Raw genomic sequence first — 14,501 nt, forward strand, 5'->3', positions numbered from 1 at the left:
CAAGGCTACAATCGCCAGCCGCGTTTCCAAGACCGATATTCGACGATGCCGATCTGCTCGATACACCCCCTGCCCTACAGCGCCGACCCGATCGCGTTCTTTGCGCGAATCCGCGAAGCGCCGGGTGCGGTGCTGCTCGACAGCGGCAGGCCGACAGCCGTTCGGGGCCGACATGACCTGCTCAGCGCATGGCCGCTGGAGGAACTGAGCGTTACCGATGACGAGGACGGAGCCACCTATCTCCAGCGCTTGCGCGACAGTCTCGAGGCGCTCGGCACAGCACAGCTGCCTGACGGATGCGAACTGCCCTTCGCTGGCGGCCTGATCGGTTATCTGAGCTATGAATTCGGTCGACGCCTGGAGCCTTTGCCGGATCAGGCCATTGACGACCTGCAACTGCCCGAGGCCCGTCTGGGGCTCTACGCCTGGGCGCTGATCAGTGATCATCAGGAGCAGACAAGCCAGCTGATTTTTCACCCATCCCTGGCCACACGCGAGCGCAAACGGCTGATTGAGCTGTTCTCTGTCGATGTCCCTGAGCCGCACGCGGAGTTCCGCCTCAGCCAGCCGTTTCAAGCCAGCATCAGCGCGGATCACTATCGCCAGGCTTTCCAACGAATTCAGGCCTACATTCAGGCTGGTGACTGCTATCAGGTGAACTTCGCACAACGCTTTCAGGCGCAGTGCGCTGGTGACCCGTGGGCAGCTTATTGTGCACTGCGAGCGGCTTGCCCGACGCCGTTCGCCGGCTACCTGAGCCTGCCGGGAGCCGATGCGATTCTGAGTCTTTCGCCGGAGCGCTTCGTGCGGGTCAGCGCCCGGCAGGTCGAAACCCGCCCGATCAAAGGCACTCGCCCCCGTAGCGCGGACCCCGCGCAGGATGCCGCCTTCGCCGCCGAACTGCTGGCCAGCGAGAAGGATCGCGCAGAAAACCTGATGATCGTCGATTTACTGCGTAACGACCTGGGCCGCAGTTGCCGCATCGGCTCGGTGAAAGTCCCCGAGCTGTTCAGCCTCGAAAGCTACCCCAATGTGCACCATCTGGTGAGCAGCGTGACCGGCGAGCTGGCCGCTGGCAACGATGCACTGGACCTGATCGGCGGCAGCTTCCCCGGCGGCTCGATCACGGGTGCGCCGAAAATCCGCGCCATGCAGATCATCGACGAGCTGGAGCCGACCCGTCGCAGCCTGTATTGCGGCTCGCTGATGTACCTGGACGTGCGCGGCGAGATGGACAGTTCGATCGCTATCCGCAGCCTGCTGGTCAAGGACGGACAGATTTCCTGCTGGGGTGGTGGCGGCATCGTCGCCGATTCCGACTGCGACGCCGAGTATCAGGAAACTTTCACCAAGGTTCGTGTGCTACTGGAGACGCTTGAGGCGCTCTGAGATCCGGCTTCTGTGGGAACGAAGCGCCGGGAGTTCGCCCCGCCTAAAGCATCAGATCCCGATTCGAGGCCTTGATGAATTCCTTTTTCAGGTCATCGAACGTGTGCACCGCCGGAAACTGCGGGAATTCGCGGATCACGTTATTGGGAGCGTGGAACAGGATACCGGCGTCGGCCTCGCCCAGCATGGTCGTGTCGTTGTACGAATCACCGGCAGCAATGACCCGGTAATACAGGCTCTTGAAGGCCAGCACCGACTGACGCTTGGGGTCTTTCTGGCGTAACTGGTAACTGACCACCCGATCGGTCTCGTCAGTGATCAGACGATGACACAGCAGGGTCGGAAAACCCAGTTGACGCATCAGTGGCTGAGAGAACTCATAGAAAGTGTCCGAGAGAATCACCACCTGAAACCGCTCACGCAGCCAGTCGACAAACTCCACGGCGCCCTCCAGCGGCTTGAGGGTGCCGATCACTGCCTGAATGTCCGCCAGTTTCAGACCTTGCTCATCAAGAATGCGCAGGCGCTGCGTCATCAGCACGTCGTAATCGGGAATGTCCCGCGTGGTGGCACGCAGCGATTCGATACCGGTTTTTTCGGCAAAGGCGATCCAGATTTCCGGGACCAGTACCCCTTCGAGGTCCAGACAGGCAATTTCCACAACACACTCCTCAGACCATTCACGCTCGACGCAAGCAGCACTCTAGCCGCTGGCAACGGCCACTGAACAGCGGATTTTGTTACCATTGCCGCCATCACGAGCGCTTAAGCGCCACTCTTGCATTTTAGGAAGCCGCCTGATGAGCCAACCTTTCGACGTCGCTGAACTGGCGACGACCTATGCGAACAAGTCTGCACAAGACATTCTGAAGCTGGCCTTCGAACACTTCGGCGACGACCTGTGGATCTCGTTCAGCGGTGCCGAGGACGTGGTTCTGGTCGACATGGCCTGGAAGCTGAACAAGAACGTCAAGGTCTTCAGCCTGGACACCGGGCGCCTGCACGCGGAAACCTATCGTTTCATCGAACAGGTCCGCGAGCACTACAAGATCGAGATCGAGATCGTTTCGCCCGACCACAGCAAACTTGAACCTTTCGTCAAGGAAAAAGGCCTGTTCAGCTTTTACCGGGATGGTCACGGCGAATGCTGCGGCATCCGCAAGATCGAGCCGCTGCGTCGCAAACTGTCTGGCGTCAGCGCCTGGGCCACCGGCCAACGCCGTGATCAGAGCCCCGGCACGCGCAGTGCCGTTGCTGCAGTGGAAGTCGACAGCGCATTTTCGACGCCCGAGCGCACGCTGTACAAATTCAACCCGTTGGCACAGATGAGCAGCGAGGAAATCTGGGGCTACATCCGCATGCTGGAGCTGCCCTATAACAGCCTGCACGAGCGCGGCTTCATTAGCATCGGCTGCGAACCCTGTACCCGCCCGGTACTGCCGAACCAGCACGAGCGCGAAGGTCGCTGGTGGTGGGAGGAGGCCACGCAGAAGGAATGCGGGCTGCATGCGGGCAACCTGATAGCGCGCAACTGACGCAGCCAGAGGCACGCCTCGACCTGCAAGCTACAAGTCAACGCGCGTCCAGCGCTGACTTGCAGCTTGCCGCTGCTCCTAGTGCACCGGCAACTCGACGTTGGCAAACAGCTCTTCCATTTCCTGCTTGTTATGGCACTGAATCGCCTTGGCCATGACTTCGCGGGTCAGGTGCGGTGCGAATTTCTCGATGAAATCGCACATGAAACCACGCAGGAAGGTGCCGCGACGGAAAGCAATTTTTGTCACGCTGGACTCGAACAGGTCACTGGCATCGAGCACCACCAGGTCGCTGTCCACTGCCTCGTCTATCGCCATTCTTGCCACGATGCCCACGCCCAGATTCAGCCTGACGTAGGTCTTGATCACGTCGGCATCCGCCGCCGTAAACACGACCTTGGGCACCAGCCCGCGATGGCTGAACGCCTCGTCCAGCTTGGAACGGCCGGTAAAGCCGAAGACGTAAGTCACGATCGGGTATTCGGCGAGCAATTCCAGCGTCAGCTTCGGTGCCTTGGTCAACGGGTGCCCCTGCGGCACGACAATGCAACGGTTCCAGCGATAGCACGGCATCATCACCAGATCGCTGAACTGCTCGAGGGCCTCGGTGGCGATGGCAAAATCAACCGTCCCGTCAGCCGCCATTTCGGCGATCTGCATCGGTGAGCCCTGATGCATGTGCAGCGCGACATCTGGGTATTGCTTGATGAAGTTGCTGATTACCGGCGGCAAGGCATAACGCGCCTGGGTGTGAGTGGTGGCGATCGACAGCGTGCCCTTCTTCTCGTTGGAGAACTCCTGGGCAATCTGCTTGATGCTCTCGACCTTGCGCAGGATCTCGCCCGCTGTGGTGATGATGCGCTCGCCTGCCGGTGTCACACGCGTCAGGTGCTTGCCACTGCGGGCGAAAACCTCGACGCCCAGCTCGTCTTCAAGCAGGCGGATCTGCTTGCTGATACCGGGCTGGGAGGTGTAAAGGCTCTGGGCCGTCGCGGAAACGTTGAGGTCGTGGTGCGCCACTTCCCAAATGTAGCGCAGTTGTTGGAGCTTCATATGTATCCCTCAAAGCAGATAAACCCTATGGGTATCGGCGACGGTATATAACTGGATTAATGGTGAGACGAATAATTCTAGAACTTTTTATCACCTTTGTAAGGTGATCGCACGCTCGATTTCATTAAAACCACCAATTGGACCTTCCCTCTACCCCCGCCCCTTTTTCAACATCATCGGAACCATGTAGACCGGCACGTCGGAAAACTGCAGGACCCTGGCAGCCGTGCGGCCTATAGAGGTGCCCTCTTCCATCCTGCGGCTGTGACTACCGACCACCAGCAAATCCACATTCAGCCTGTGCGCCTGTTCGAGAATCACGCTGGCAGGCTCGCCCTGAACGACACGCACCGTACGAATCAGGGAAAGGTCCGAGTGCCCTTCGCCCAGTTCGTCACGAAACCCGTCGAGCATTCGTTGCTCTATTCCACTCAGAAACGCATTCACACCCTTGCCGCGAAGCTCTTTCAACGCTTCCTCGCCCAGGTAACTCTGCAGCACCGACTCGGCGAACAGGCCCAAAGGCTCGACGACATGGATAACGTACAGCTCGGCGTTGAACGTTCGAGCCAGCGCCAGCGCGTGCTGCGTTACATAAGGCGCGTACAGACCGAGGTCTGCGGCATACAGCATCGAACGGACCATACAACCTCCCATACAACCGGAATGGCGGAGATTGACTCAGCGTAGCAGCGCATCCTCGGCTGCGACGGCGGACTTCTCAGCCCCCGTCGGCAAGTGGCACTATTTCGTTGCTGATGCCGTGCGGAACGTGCCCCGTCGCCACCACATCACGCGCCTTCTCGCAATGGCCGGGCTGATCGTCGAAAAACACATCGGCGGCGAACGCTTCAAGAAAGGCCGACTTTTGCAAGCCACCGAGAAACAGCGACTCGTCCAGACGAATGTCCCATTCGCGCAAGGTGCGGATCACGCGCTCGTGGGCAGGTGCCGAGCGAGCCGTGACCAGCGCGGTGCGAATCGGGCAGCTCGCGTCGGGAAACTCGCGCTGCAGTTGATTGAGTGCGGCGAGAAACGGCTTGAAGGGACCGCCGCGCAACGGCTCGCGAGCCCACTCACGCTCGCTGGCCTGAAAGGCCGCAAGCCCGCCGCTCTGGTACACCCGCTCTGATTCGTCGGAAAACAACACGGCGTCGCCATCGAAGGCAATCCGCAGCTCGGCGCTGGCTGCACGCCGTGCGCCACCCGAAAGGATGGTCGCGGCCGCAAACCCCGCATCCAGGGCGCTGCGCACATCCTCGGCATGCGTGGAGAGAAACAGGTGGCAGCCAAACGCTGCGAGATACGGGTAAGGACTGCGTCCGCCAGCAAAGGCGGCGCGGCTGATGTCGAGGCCATAATGCTGAATCGAGTTGAAGACCCGCAGGCCGGTATCGGCACTGTTGCGTGACACCAGCACCACTTCGACGCGCGCCTTTTGCAGACTGGCATTGAGGCTCAGGAGTTTTTCGACCAGCGGGAACGCATCGCCCTGCGCGAGAATTTCATCCTCATGCTCGATCTGATACTTGCGGTAGGCCTCGACCCCATCGGCCATGTACACCTCATGACTGTCGCGCAGATCGAACAGCGCGCGCGATGAAATCGCCAGTACCAGCTTGTGGTCTTCAGCTTCTGTCATGAATCACTCCTTGCTTGCCGGGTGGTTGCCCCGATCAATGAACGCCAGTGCCTGATAAAGCGCCCGCACGCGAGGCATGTCAAACCCGGCGGCAAGCGCCGCTGCAAGGGGCCGGGCATAAATGGCGTCCAGCTCCAGCGGGCGTCTTTCGGCCAGGTCGTGGTACATGCTGGGCCTGTAATCCGGCATGCTTTCGGTCACTGTAAACAGATGCTGCGCGAAACCCGGCGGCAAAGTCTGCCCACAGGCCTCGGCGCCCTGCACGACCTCGTCCATCAGCGCCCGGATCAAGGCCTGGCTGTCCGGATCGGCCATCAATCGCCCGGTACTGGTCTGCAACAAAGCCGACAGCCCGTTATAGGGCACATTCCAGACCAGCTTCTGCCAGCGGGCCTGCTGCAGATTGGCCATGACCGGGGCGTCGATGCAGGCCGTGTTGAACAGAGCCGCACAGGCTTCGACGACCGCCATGCGGCTCGCCTCATCGGCTGCCGGGCCGCTGTGATAGCCGATGCTGACCGCGCCGAAAGCTTCATGGGCAACGACGCCGGGCGCAACCCGGTTGACGCAGACGAAACACAGCCCGCCGAGTATATGCAGGCTGTCGGGCAGGACATTACGCAGTTGGTCTTCGACAGCCAGACCGTTCTGCAACAGCAGCACGCTGGCATTCGGCGCAGCCGCCTGGCGAATGATCGGACCGAGCGCGGCATTGCCGGTGCTCTTGGTGCCGACCAGCAGCCAGTCACAAGGCGGCATTTCAGCCGCCGAGCGATACGCCTGAACGGGCTTGAGGGACAATTCGCCATGCACGGCGCTTTTGACCTGCAAACCTTCGCGCGCCACCGTGTCAAACTCGCTGCGCAGCAGAAAATGCACATCGTATCCGGCACGCGCCAGCATCAGTCCGTAAAAGCCACCGATGGCACCCGTACCTATGATGCCGACGCGCGGACGACGAGAATCAACACTCATGACCTCTCCCTTGACTGTCTCGCTATTTGCGGCCGTACACTATCCGTCGCAGCGGATTGTCTTGCAATAAGGCAGCGCATCTTGGCCAAAGACCTGGCCGATACCTCGTTTACTTATTGTCGAACAACGCGATAACGCGCTAAGGTTCGGCTCCCCGCTGCGCTCAAACCTGCTGGGCACCGCCGCACGGGGGACCGTTGGCGGCCAGTACCCGCGACCTGATGAGTAACACGATGGCTGATTTACCGATTGACGACCTCAACGTTGCCTCCAACGAGACTCTGATCACTCCGGATCAGCTCAAGCGCGACATCCCCCTGACCGATGCTGCCCTGCAGACCGTCAGCCAGGGTCGCGAAGTGATTCGCAACATTCTCGATGGCCATGATCACCGCCTGTTCATTGTGATCGGCCCGTGCTCGATCCACGACCTGAAGGCAGCCAAGGAGTACGCCGAGCGTCTCAAGGCGCTGGCGGCGGAAGTATCCGACACGCTGTATCTGGTGATGCGCGTCTACTTCGAGAAGCCACGCACCACGGTAGGCTGGAAAGGTCTGATCAACGACCCGTACCTGGATGACTCGTTCAAGATCCAGGACGGCCTGCACATCGGTCGCCAGCTACTGCTGGATCTGGCCGAAATGGGGCTGCCCACCGCCACCGAAGCCCTGGACCCGATCTCTCCGCAGTATCTGCAGGACCTGATCAGCTGGTCGGCCATCGGCGCGCGCACCACAGAATCCCAGACTCACCGTGAGATGGCTTCGGGCCTGTCCTCGGCAGTCGGCTTCAAGAACGGGACCGACGGCGGCCTGACGGTTGCCATCAACGCCTTGCAATCGGTGTCGAGCCCGCATCGTTTCCTGGGTATCAACCAGGAAGGCGGCGTGTCGATCGTGACCACCAAAGGCAATGCCTACGGTCATGTGGTGCTGCGCGGCGGCAACGGCAAGCCCAACTATGACTCGGTCAGCGTCGCGCTCTGCGAACAGGCCCTGAACAAGTCCGGCATTCGTCCGAACATCATGGTCGACTGCAGCCATGCCAACTCCAACAAGGACCCGGCCCTGCAACCGCTGGTGATGGAAAACGTCGCCAACCAGATCCTGGAAGGCAACGAATCGATCATTGGCCTGATGGTCGAGAGCCATTTGAACTGGGGATGCCAGGCGATTCCCAAGGACCTGTCAGAATTGCAGTACGGCGTGTCCATTACCGATGCCTGCATCGATTGGGAAAGCACCGAAAAGACCCTGCGCAGCATGCATGCGAAACTCAGGGATGTGCTGCCAGCTCGCAAGCGCAAGTGATTGCCTGGCCGACTGCACCGCTATAACGAAAACGCCGAGCAAATGCTCGGCGTTTTTTTATGCTTGCTGTCGGTAGCTATAGGTCGTCAGAGCTTGGCCGCCTGCGACTGCAGATCATGCAACTCCATATAACGCTCTACATAGGAGCAGGACGGTATGACGGAATAGCCCATGCTGTCGGCATAATCGAGCGCCTCCTTGGTCAGCGCCGCTGCAATTCCGCGACCTCGCAAGGCGTCCGGCACAAAGGTCCGATAGAAATCCAGGGTCTGCTTGCCGAGATCCATGTAGGTCAGATAAGCACGGTGGCCGTCGATAATGATTTCGAAATGGTGGCCGACTTCGTCATGGTGGATGGACAACGCCTCGCTCATCGCTACTCCTCGCGGGTCTTGGAATTTGACCCCTACCTTACCGGTCTTTTTCAGGTGAAGGAACATCTACGCCACCCAGTGTCTGTTTTCGACACCGGTAGAGCACTGCCGATCTCGACGGACATCACATTGAGATAGTAGGCGCCATTAGCGACTATGCTCAAGCGCGGTCGATGTAAAAACACCTTTAAATGTTCGCGTGCCGACCGACAGTCGATCAGGCCAGGGCTGATGAGAACTGTCGGGAACGCTTCAGCACGGCATGGGTCCCGTTAAAGTGGATAGTTTTTGTACAGAACGCTTGAGAAGTAACGCGGAACGCTTTCAAAGCGAGGAATTTTAGCAGCTTCTTGCACCGGGTCCGTTTACTTACTACAAACAATGGGTACTATGTACGCCGGTCGTTTTCTCATTTTCGAGAGATGACTAATTTGAAAAAAATTCCTTGAAGGTGAACACGATGAACAACGTTCTGAAATTCTCTGCTCTGGCTCTGGCCGCAGTTCTGGCTACCGGTTGCAGCAGCGTATCCAAAGAAACCGAAGCTCGTCTGACAGCTACCGAAGACGCAGCAGCTCGTTCGCAAGCACGTGCCGACGAAGCCTACCGCAAGGCTGACGAAGCTCTGGCTGCTGCTCAAAAAGCTCAGCAAACTGCTGACGAAGCCAACGAGCGCGCTCTGCGCATGTTGGACAAAGCCAGCCGCAAGTAATAATCCCCCGGGGTTATTGAAAGCCGACCCGGCAACGGGTCGGCTTTTTTTTGCCTGTTGTCTGGCTGAGTGATTGCCTGCAGAAGCCTGAATGACTCCAGGGACAGGGCTAAGACCCGATGACTTTTCTTTTGACTATCATGCCAACGCTGAGCATTGGCACGAGAGCAACTGCCGGCGACGATTTACTGAAAAATCACCGGTTCTTCAGCACTCGCAGGCGCTTTGCCCGGCTCTGCGATCTCCACCGGTATGCCGTCTTCGGCCGCGACTACATCACGCACCACGTCCCAGTTCATGCGCAGGTTATTGGCCAGATCGTCACGCTTGAGCAGCGCATTGATCACCGCCGTGTGCTTGTCGACCACCGACGGGTTGCCCAGGTCATCAACCGGCGTGTGCGCTTCCAGGTAAACCTTGCCGCCGCTGATCCCGAACTTGTAAGGCTCGCTGATGATGCGCACCGTCGTACCAACCGGGGCCATGTCGGCCAGTTCCAGCACGTTATTGTTATACATGCGGAAACAACCATGACTGGTGCGCATGCCGATGCCGAACTTCTTGTTCGAGCCGTGGATCAGGTAGCCGGAAAGCCCGAGGCCGAATTTGAACGGCCCCAGCGGGTTGTCCGGACCGGCCGGCACCACGTCTGGCAGCGGATCACCATCGGCCGCATGCTCGGCCTTGATCGAGGCTGGCGGCGTCCAGGTCGGGTTCGGCGTCTTGGCCGTCACCTTTGTCACGCCGATCGGCGACCCCCAGCCTTCACGACCGACACCCAGCGGATAGGTGTGCACGACATTCTGACCCTTGGGGTAGTAATACATGCGGTATTCGGCAAGGTTGATGACAATCCCTTCGCGCGGCCCCGGCGGCAGAATGAAACGGGTCGGCAGCACAATGTCCTTGCCTGCACCCGGCAGCCAGGGATCGACACCAGGGTTGGCGGCGATCATTTCCAGGTAGCCCAGATCATATTGGGTGCCAAGGTCGGCGAAGGTGTCTTCGTATTTGGCCTTGATGACCTGCACCTGCCCCACGATGTCTTCGCCGGGCGGCGGCAACGGAAACTCCAGTGCATGGACAGAGCTCGCCGCGCACAGAGCAGCAAGCGACAGACAGCGGGTAACGGCTGGAATGCGCGACAACATCCGGGAAGATCCTTCGGGTAACGACTAAAGAGATGGAAACAAGAACTGAAGTGTACACCGGCCCTTGCCGGATCGGGGATATCTGCGGTTGCCCTTCGGGCAGTCATGACAGCTAGAGTTCAGGCCAGATCGGGTTCATCCCTCTGCGCTGCGCATCCATGATGGCCTTGCACAGTGGACACAGACGCTCATCGCGCATGGCCTGCAGTTCGACGGCGCGCATTTGCGGCTGGGCCGGCAACAACGTGCCACATAATGTACGGTCGATCGAGCCGCCCAGCTCCAATTGGCGAGCGATCAAATGGACGCGCACTTCCTGACAGGCGAACAGATCCAGCTGCTCATCGGGTTCAAGCATTTGATAGGCATACAGGGACCAGGCGGGACGCGGCATGGGGGGGCTCCAGATCGGGGGCGCCACATTAGCCGAAAGCCCCCGCCCGGGAAAGCCTCAAAGCAGCGGTTTCAGGCTCGGCCAGACATTTTCCAGCAACTTGCCCTGAGCAGCGGCGGCCGGATGCAGACCATCGGCCTGCATCAGTTCAGGCACCCCGCCTACACCTTCGAGAAAGAATGGCACGAAGGGGACCTTTTTCTCCTTGGCCAGGTTGCTGTAAACCTCTTCAAAGGCCTTGGTGTAGCGTGGCCCGTAGTTGGGCGGGATACGCATGCCCAACAACAGCACTTTGGCACCCGCCGCCTGCGAGCGGTCGATCATCGATGAAAGGTTTTGTTGCAATTGAGCAGGCTGCTGACCGCGCAGGCCATCGTTGCCCCCCAACTCCAGAATAACCAGCTCCGGCTTATGCTCTGCAAGCAGCGCAGGCAAACGCGCCTGGCCGCCTGCACTGGTGTCGCCACTGATCGAGGCATTGACCACCTTGTCGTCGAATCCCTCCTTGCCCAGACGCTGTTCCAGCAGGCTGACCCAACCCACGCGGGTATCCAGCCCGAAAGCCGCACTGATACTATCCCCAACGATCAATACCGTGCCCGCCAACGCGCCCTGTGACAGCAGCAGTAACCCCAGGCCAGCACTTAAAAACAACGCACGCATCGGATTCTCCATGAGTGAAAGTATTCTCAGTGCCCAAAGCCTCAGCAAAGTAGTCCCCAGCACCGAAGGTGACCTGACCATCCTGCACGAACTCTCCCTGGAACTAAACAAGGGCGACACGCTGGCCATCGTCGGCGCCTCCGGTTCGGGCAAATCCACCCTGCTCGGTTTGCTCGCCGGACTGGACCTGCCGAGCGCCGGTTCGGTCATCCTTTCAGGCCGCAATCTCAGCGAGCTGGATGAAGACCAGCGCGCCAGAGTGCGGGCCGAGCACGTCGGGTTCGTGTTTCAGTCGTTCCAGTTGCTCGACAGCCTGAACGCGCTGGAAAACGTCATGCTGCCGATGGAGCTCGAAGGCCGCAAAGACGCCCGCGAAAAAGCCCGCGATCTGCTGCAACGGGTGGGCCTTGGCCAGCGCCTGACCCATACCCCGCGTCAGTTGTCCGGTGGTGAACAGCAACGGGTCGCCATTGCCCGCGCCTTCGCTGCCGACCCCGACGTGCTGTTCGCCGACGAACCCACCGGCAACCTCGACAGCCACACCGGCGAACGTATCAGCGACCTGCTCTTCGAACTGAACAAGGAGCGCAACACCACGCTGGTGCTGGTCACTCACGATGAGCGTCTGGCGCATCGCTGCCGTCGCCTGATCCGTCTTGAAGGGGGCCGACTGGTCGCCCCGCTGGAGCCTTGATGGCACGTTTGCCTTTTGCCCGCCTGCTGAGCCTCGCTATCCGCCAACTGATGCGCGATGCCCGCGCCGGAGAGTTGCGGGTGTTGTTCTTTGCCCTTCTGGTCGCTGTGGCGGCGAGCACCGCCATCGGTTATTTCGGCGCCCGTCTGAACGGCGCGATGTTGCTGCGGGCGACCGAGTTCCTGGGCGCAGATCTGATCCTTGAAGGCTCGAGCCCGGCGCGTGCCGAGCAGGTCGAAGAAGGCAAACGCCTGCAACTCAAGCATGCGCAGATCGTGGTCTTTTCCAGCGTGATCGCGACCGACTCGGGCATCCAGCTGTCGAGCATCAAGGCGGTGGACGACGCTTACCCATTGCGCGGCGAACTGAAAAGCGCCGCAGACCTGTACCAGCCGGAACAGGCTGGCAGCGGCCCGCAACCGGGTGAAGCCTGGGTCGAGGCACGCCTGCTTCCTGCGGTCGACCTGAAGGTGGGAGACGACCTCGACGTCGGCTCCAAAACCTTGAAACTGACCCGCATACTGACTTATGAGCCAGACCGGGCAGGCAACTTCTACAGCCTGACCCCGCGCGTGATGATCAACCTGCAGGACCTTGCCGCCACTGGCGTGGTGCAACCGGGCAGCCGGGTCACCTATCGGGAGATGTGGAGCGGCCCGCCGGAAGCACTGGCGGCCTATCGCAAAGCCATCGAGCCGGGTCTTGAGCCGCATCAGGAAATCAAGGACGCCCGCGATGGCAGCCAGCAGATTGGCGGCGCACTGGGCAAGGCCGAACGTTATTTGAATATGGCCAGTCTGGTTGCCGTCTTACTGGCGGGCGTTGCCGTGGCGCTATCGGCATCCCGATTCGCCGCACGGCGCTTCGATGCCAGCGCCCTGCTACGCTGCCTGGGGCTGTCGCGCGGTGAGGCGATGACCCTGTTCAGCCTGCAACTGGCGATCATCGGCTTGCTGGCCAGCCTGAGTGGTGCCTTGCTGGGTTGGCTTGCACAACTCGGGCTGTTCGCGCTGCTGCAAAATCTGCTTCCGGCAACCGTTCCGCCAGGCGGCGTGCTGCCTGCGCTGGCCGGCATGGGCACCGGGCTGGTAGCACTGGCCGGTTTCGCCCTGCCGCCGCTGGCTGCACTGGGTCGCGTGCCGCCGCTGCGTGTTCTGCGCCGCGACATGCTGCCGATCCCCGCCAGCTCCTGGCTCGTGTATGGCGCGGCGCTGCTTGCGCTGGGCCTGATCATGTGGCGTCTGAGCCTGGATCTGGTGCTGACCTTCGCCCTGCTGGGTGGCGGTATCGTCGCCGCGCTGCTGCTCGGCAGTCTGCTGTTACTGGCGCTCAACAGCCTGCGCCGTCTGCTGTTCGGCGCCTCGCTGCCCTGGCGACTGGGCCTGGGGCAACTGCTGCGTTACCCGCTGGCCGCTGCCGGACAATCACTGGCTTTCGGCCTGATCCTGTTGTCGATGGGCTTGATCGCCCTGCTGCGCGGTGAGCTGCTCGACACCTGGCAAAATCAGCTGCCCAAGGATGCGCCGAACTATTTCGTGCTCAACGTACTGCCAGCCGATAAAGAAAACTTCGCCCAGACCCTGAGCAAGCTGTCCACTCACGCTGCGCCCCTTTACCCGGTGGTGCCAGGACGCCTGACCAGCATCAATGGTGAACCGGTCAGTAACTTCGTGACCAAGGATTCGCGCGGTGAAAATGCCACGCGTCGCGACCTGAGCCTGACCTGGGCCGCCGAGCTTCCCGAGGGCAATACCCTGACTGCCGGTAACTGGTGGAAGGCGTTGCCTGACTCCGGGCAACGTGATGCAACGCCCAGTGTCTCGATCGAGGCCAAACTGGCCGACAGCCTGAAAATCAAGCTGGGCGACCGCCTGAGTTTCATTGTCGGCGGACTGACCCGCGAAGCCGTGGTGACCAGCCTCAGGAATGTGAACTGGGATACCTTCCAGCCCAACTTCTTCATGATTTTCCAGCCCGGCACCCTCGCCGACTTGCCGACCACCTACCTGACCAGCTTCTACCTGCCACCCGGCCAGGACAAGCAGATCGTCGAGCTGTCGCGCGCCTACCCGTCCATCAGCATTCTGGGTGTAGAGGCTTTGCTGGCACAGGTACGCAGCATCCTCGATCAGGTCACCCTGGCCGTGCAGTTCGTCCTGCTGTTCGTGCTGGCCGCGGGTATCGCCGTGCTGTTTTCCGGATTGCAGGCCACGCTGGATGAACGCATCCGGCAAGGCGCACTGCTGCGGGCACTGGGCGCAGAGCGAGCACTGCTGATCAAGTCGCGACGCATCGAATTCGGTTTGCTGGGCGCCGCGAGCGGTGTATTGGCGGCACTCGGTTGTGAGCTGGTGAGCTTTGTACTGTACCGCTACGCCTTTTCGCTGGAATGGCAACCGCATCCGTGGCTATTGCTGCTCCCGGTGATCGGTGCCCTGCTGGTCGGCGGTGCCGGTGTATTCGGCACCCGCCGCGCATTGAACGTCAGTCCGCTGACCGTGCTACGCGAGGGTTGAGGCTACTCACCATCCAGTGGGAGCGAGCTTGCTCGCGAAGAGGCCGGTACAGCCTTCAGAAATAGGGCGTTTGGACCAACGTCTTCGTGAGCA

15 protein-coding genes are annotated in these 14,501 nt (G+C 60.5%); 6 read left to right on the forward strand and 9 right to left on the reverse strand.

What is annotated here, in order from left to right; all coding sequences use genetic code 11:
- Positions 1-45 precede the first annotated feature (45 nt).
- On the forward strand, positions 46-1,389 hold the full coding sequence (gene pabB / locus PCPL58_RS18085) for an aminodeoxychorismate synthase component I (RefSeq protein ID WP_065350080.1): 1,344 nt from the start codon (positions 46-48) through the stop codon (positions 1,387-1,389).
- Positions 1,390-1,432: 43 nt separating this feature from the next.
- Here the strand turns inward: pabB and thrH are convergent, their stop codons facing one another.
- Positions 1,433-2,050 carry a bifunctional phosphoserine phosphatase/homoserine phosphotransferase ThrH gene (gene thrH / locus PCPL58_RS18090; RefSeq protein ID WP_054081877.1) on the reverse strand — a complete coding sequence of 206 codons (618 nt, stop codon included), beginning with the start codon at positions 2,048-2,050 and terminating at the stop codon, positions 1,433-1,435.
- 139 nt (positions 2,051-2,189) lie between these two features.
- On the opposite strand from thrH, the gene PCPL58_RS18095 reads away from it, so the two are divergent.
- Entirely contained in the window at positions 2,190-2,924 is a 735-nt protein-coding gene (locus tag PCPL58_RS18095; protein ID WP_003366821.1) for a phosphoadenylyl-sulfate reductase, read from the forward strand.
- 78 nt (positions 2,925-3,002) lie between these two features.
- Here PCPL58_RS18095 and cysB read toward each other — a convergent pair whose 3' ends face one another.
- The 4 genes from cysB to PCPL58_RS18115 form a co-directional block, all read right to left on the reverse strand.
- Positions 3,003-3,977, reverse strand: coding sequence for an HTH-type transcriptional regulator CysB (gene cysB / locus PCPL58_RS18100; RefSeq protein ID WP_003315705.1), 975 nt, complete (start codon positions 3,975-3,977; stop codon positions 3,003-3,005).
- A gap of 150 nt (positions 3,978-4,127) precedes the next feature.
- Complete coding sequence (locus PCPL58_RS18105) at positions 4,128-4,622, reverse strand: universal stress protein (RefSeq protein WP_044308264.1); 495 nt, start codon at positions 4,620-4,622, stop codon at positions 4,128-4,130.
- A gap of 76 nt (positions 4,623-4,698) precedes the next feature.
- Complete coding sequence (locus tag PCPL58_RS18110; protein ID WP_003347087.1) at positions 4,699-5,619, reverse strand: 5'-nucleotidase; 921 nt, start codon at positions 5,617-5,619, stop codon at positions 4,699-4,701.
- Positions 5,620-5,622: 3 nt separating this feature from the next.
- Positions 5,623-6,594 (reverse strand): putative 2-dehydropantoate 2-reductase, encoded by a 972-nt coding sequence (locus PCPL58_RS18115; protein ID WP_065350081.1) that lies wholly within the window; start codon positions 6,592-6,594, stop codon positions 5,623-5,625.
- A 233-nt stretch (positions 6,595-6,827) separates the two neighbouring features.
- Here PCPL58_RS18115 and PCPL58_RS18120 point away from each other — a divergent pair, with 233 nt between their 5' ends.
- On the forward strand, positions 6,828-7,904 hold the full coding sequence (locus tag PCPL58_RS18120) for a 3-deoxy-7-phosphoheptulonate synthase (protein ID WP_003366814.1): 1,077 nt from the start codon (positions 6,828-6,830) through the stop codon (positions 7,902-7,904).
- An 86-nt stretch (positions 7,905-7,990) separates the two neighbouring features.
- Here the strand turns inward: PCPL58_RS18120 and PCPL58_RS18125 are convergent, their stop codons facing one another.
- Positions 7,991-8,278: a GNAT family N-acetyltransferase gene (locus PCPL58_RS18125; RefSeq protein ID WP_003315710.1), complete on the reverse strand. Its 288-nt coding sequence runs from the start codon at positions 8,276-8,278 to the stop codon at positions 7,991-7,993.
- Positions 8,279-8,738: 460 nt separating this feature from the next.
- Here PCPL58_RS18125 and oprI point away from each other — a divergent pair, with 460 nt between their 5' ends.
- A complete protein-coding gene (gene oprI / locus PCPL58_RS18130; protein ID WP_002553018.1) occupies positions 8,739-8,990 on the forward strand; it encodes an outer membrane lipoprotei OprI in 252 nt (83 codons plus the stop codon).
- A gap of 185 nt (positions 8,991-9,175) precedes the next feature.
- On the opposite strand, the gene PCPL58_RS18135 is transcribed toward oprI, so the two are convergent.
- The 3 genes from PCPL58_RS18135 to PCPL58_RS18145 form a co-directional block, all read right to left on the reverse strand.
- Complete coding sequence (locus tag PCPL58_RS18135; protein ID WP_003433060.1) at positions 9,176-10,141, reverse strand: L,D-transpeptidase family protein; 966 nt, start codon at positions 10,139-10,141, stop codon at positions 9,176-9,178.
- A 112-nt stretch (positions 10,142-10,253) separates the two neighbouring features.
- Complete coding sequence (locus PCPL58_RS18140) at positions 10,254-10,535, reverse strand: hypothetical protein (RefSeq protein WP_003315714.1); 282 nt, start codon at positions 10,533-10,535, stop codon at positions 10,254-10,256.
- 57 nt (positions 10,536-10,592) lie between these two features.
- Positions 10,593-11,198 (reverse strand): arylesterase, encoded by a 606-nt coding sequence (locus tag PCPL58_RS18145; protein ID WP_003366808.1) that lies wholly within the window; start codon positions 11,196-11,198, stop codon positions 10,593-10,595.
- A 10-nt stretch (positions 11,199-11,208) separates the two neighbouring features.
- On the opposite strand from PCPL58_RS18145, the gene PCPL58_RS18150 reads away from it, so the two are divergent.
- Together PCPL58_RS18150 and PCPL58_RS18155 are read left to right on the forward strand one after the other, a co-directional pair.
- Positions 11,209-11,892, forward strand: coding sequence for an ABC transporter ATP-binding protein (locus PCPL58_RS18150; RefSeq protein ID WP_003366807.1), 684 nt, complete (start codon positions 11,209-11,211; stop codon positions 11,890-11,892).
- Positions 11,892-14,408: an ABC transporter permease gene (locus PCPL58_RS18155; protein ID WP_065350082.1), complete on the forward strand. Its 2,517-nt coding sequence runs from the start codon at positions 11,892-11,894 to the stop codon at positions 14,406-14,408. Before PCPL58_RS18150 ends, PCPL58_RS18155 begins: the two co-directional genes overlap by 1 nt.
- Positions 14,409-14,501 lie beyond the last annotated feature (93 nt).

The organism is Pseudomonas cerasi, assembly GCF_900074915.1.
GTDB classification, from domain to species: Bacteria; Pseudomonadota; Gammaproteobacteria; order Pseudomonadales; family Pseudomonadaceae; genus Aquipseudomonas; species Aquipseudomonas cerasi.

Coding starts and splice junctions, on each gene's coding strand:
- PCPL58_RS18155 (WP_065350082.1), top strand. CDS start 11,892: ATGGCACGTTTGCCTTTTGCCCGCCTGCTGAGCCTCGCTATCCGCCAA.
- pabB (WP_065350080.1), top strand. CDS start 46: ATGCCGATCTGCTCGATACACCCCCTGCCCTACAGCGCCGACCCGATC.
- PCPL58_RS18145 (WP_003366808.1), bottom strand. CDS start 11,198: ATGCGTGCGTTGTTTTTAAGTGCTGGCCTGGGGTTACTGCTGCTGTCA.
- PCPL58_RS18135 (WP_003433060.1), bottom strand. CDS start 10,141: ATGTTGTCGCGCATTCCAGCCGTTACCCGCTGTCTGTCGCTTGCTGCT.
- PCPL58_RS18140 (WP_003315714.1), bottom strand. CDS start 10,535: ATGCCGCGTCCCGCCTGGTCCCTGTATGCCTATCAAATGCTTGAACCC.
- PCPL58_RS18125 (WP_003315710.1), bottom strand. CDS start 8,278: ATGAGCGAGGCGTTGTCCATCCACCATGACGAAGTCGGCCACCATTTC.
- PCPL58_RS18115 (WP_065350081.1), bottom strand. CDS start 6,594: ATGAGTGTTGATTCTCGTCGTCCGCGCGTCGGCATCATAGGTACGGGT.
- PCPL58_RS18095 (WP_003366821.1), top strand. CDS start 2,190: ATGAGCCAACCTTTCGACGTCGCTGAACTGGCGACGACCTATGCGAAC.
- PCPL58_RS18105 (WP_044308264.1), bottom strand. CDS start 4,622: ATGGTCCGTTCGATGCTGTATGCCGCAGACCTCGGTCTGTACGCGCCT.
- PCPL58_RS18110 (WP_003347087.1), bottom strand. CDS start 5,619: ATGACAGAAGCTGAAGACCACAAGCTGGTACTGGCGATTTCATCGCGC.
- PCPL58_RS18120 (WP_003366814.1), top strand. CDS start 6,828: ATGGCTGATTTACCGATTGACGACCTCAACGTTGCCTCCAACGAGACT.
- oprI (WP_002553018.1), top strand. CDS start 8,739: ATGAACAACGTTCTGAAATTCTCTGCTCTGGCTCTGGCCGCAGTTCTG.
- cysB (WP_003315705.1), bottom strand. CDS start 3,977: ATGAAGCTCCAACAACTGCGCTACATTTGGGAAGTGGCGCACCACGAC.
- PCPL58_RS18150 (WP_003366807.1), top strand. CDS start 11,209: ATGAGTGAAAGTATTCTCAGTGCCCAAAGCCTCAGCAAAGTAGTCCCC.